General features: G+C 53.4%; 1 protein-coding gene. It reads right to left on the bottom strand.

The window, feature by feature from the left end; translation table 11 throughout:
• Positions 1–132: 132 nt before the first annotated feature.
• Complete coding sequence (nolL, locus tag FXV83_RS24600; protein ID WP_187436130.1) at positions 133–1,254, bottom strand: nodulation factor fucose acetyltransferase NolL; 1,122 nt, start codon at positions 1,252–1,254, stop codon at positions 133–135.
• Positions 1,255–2,153 lie beyond the last annotated feature (899 nt).

Below are 2,153 nucleotides of genomic sequence, written 5' to 3' on the forward strand. Positions count from 1 at the left end.
ACATCAAAGCACGAACTCAAAGAGCGCGTCATGGCCGGAATTGACGAGGTCAATCGCCGTGCCGTCGTCCATACCTGGTCCCACAAACTCGCCGAGGCCACCTGATATGATTCGAACCAAGGAAACGCTGACCTAGTTCATTGCAGGTTTAGCCTGCGAAAGACCTGAACGTGCTGGCGTTCCAAGGACGAGCTGAGACAGATATGGAACCGTTCGAACAATCGAGCGGACCGTCAGTGCGAACACAACAATGGAGGCTCCGAGCGTACCGGCGACGGCAAAACGGGTCGTGAGATCCCAACGTTCTCCGAACTGCATGAAATCCATGAGACGGAAAACGGTACCCTGGACCAGGTAGAGCAGAAGCGTGCTCTGGCCCAACTCCACAGCGATAAAGCGGCCCGCTCGATTTGAACGGCCAATGCGCCAGCATAGCAAGAAGAGTTCAATAGCGATTGCTGAAGCAGCTGCAGAGCCAACAAACATCAAAAACACGTTTTTAGCCGACCTAAAATCGTGAATGATGGCAAGATTATTATAGATATAAGTATCCTTGCTCCAAGCTAGAAAGCCTACGCAAGTCACTATCGAGAGAAATACAATCAGGAGCATCTTCCCAGATCGCACTGTACTCATCCATCGTTCTCGCGATTGAGCCAACAAGAATCCCAAGCAGAAGAACGGGTAAGTGAATTTGATCAGAGGAGATATGGAAAATGTCACGGGCGCGAGCGCAACCAGTACGGCTGATCCAGATATGACCCACGATCCGTGCTTGAGATTGGTAAGTATCTTGACGAGAAGGTAGGAAACAAAGGTGGCCCAGATGAACCAGTATGTGCCAGCGAAGTCGTGTACAAATTCCAGAGGCCCGCTCGTTACGCTAGTTGCGCGCCACAATGCCCCAAATTTGGCGGTCTCCATGAAGGCCCACCAAAACAGCATCGGCAGCAGGAGCTGCTTCGCACGATCGCTGGCGGCTCTAGTGAACGACTTGCGCAGCAGCGATCGACAAGAAAGGTATCCACTTATCGCCATAAAGAGCGGCATGTGAAACATATAGATCGACTTGTAGTACGGCGAATACCAAAACCCATCATCTCGGTAGATGATGTGCTGGATCAAATGCCCCACGATCACCAAAATAATGAGCGCACCTTTCGCGAAATCTAACTGTAGATCTCGGTCGTTTGCTCCCGGTGTACGCGGCTCGTGTGCGATCGATCCAGTCACGGTTGCCAATGTGTCAAACATCTAAATATCTGTGTTCCGATGAGCCGGTGGCCGGTTGTCTCTTTCTTTTCTGCCTCATTGTTCGGCTAAATGAAAGGTGTCGATGTGACAATTTGGATGCAAAAATAGGCTCGGGCTTCTGAGGCGCTGAAACCGTTGATTGCGGTTGCAGCTATGCTGCAAACCGCTAAGGGTGGGGTCGCCGCTGCGCAATGTACGGTTCTGAATGATGTCCACACCCATGCTGGGAGGCGTGAAACTCGCTGGTTGGTATGTATCCGGTGAAGGCGTCTGGTTTGATCCTATTACCTGATCTGCTTGGGTTCAGCAGGGTGAGCCACGTTCTCAGAACGGCAGTTCTAGGCGGGAGAGCGTAAATGCGCTTGTCGGGCCCGCGTGCAGGACGTCGCGAGCCAAGCTTGTCGATCAATATCGTTGGCCTGGGCGGTGGCGATCAGGCTGAAGGTCGCAACGTCGCGGCGGCGGCCCTCACTTGTGGACGAGCTCACACACGACGCAAATTGACCAGCTCTCCGCAGAGCCCTGTCACAGCATATTACGATGTTCCACTCGACTCTGCGCCAACGAGCTCACCTCCGGCAGACCTCAGACTTGAAAACTCGGATAAACCAGCTCGGCGAGAGGCCCTCGCAACTCTGAGGTGCTAGGTAAAAGGTGCTGCTCGCGCTCAGGTGGTGGTGGAGAAGCGCAGCGGGGGTGTTCTCGCGCATTAACCGACTCGGCGGAGCACAGACAGCCTCGACAATCCAAGCCTCGCGTCCATGATCATGGCCTCAAAGCTTCTGACCATTTCGGGCGATATGCGAGGAATTGCGCCAACACTTGCGCGGCGATACTATTCTAGCAAGTTTCTTTCGTGTGCCTGCAAACTAGACGACAGTCATGGAACGGGACGTTTG

Origin of the sequence: Bradyrhizobium hipponense (assembly GCF_008123965.1) — a bacterium.
In the GTDB taxonomy this organism is placed as follows: domain Bacteria; phylum Pseudomonadota; class Alphaproteobacteria; order Rhizobiales; family Xanthobacteraceae; genus Bradyrhizobium; species Bradyrhizobium hipponense.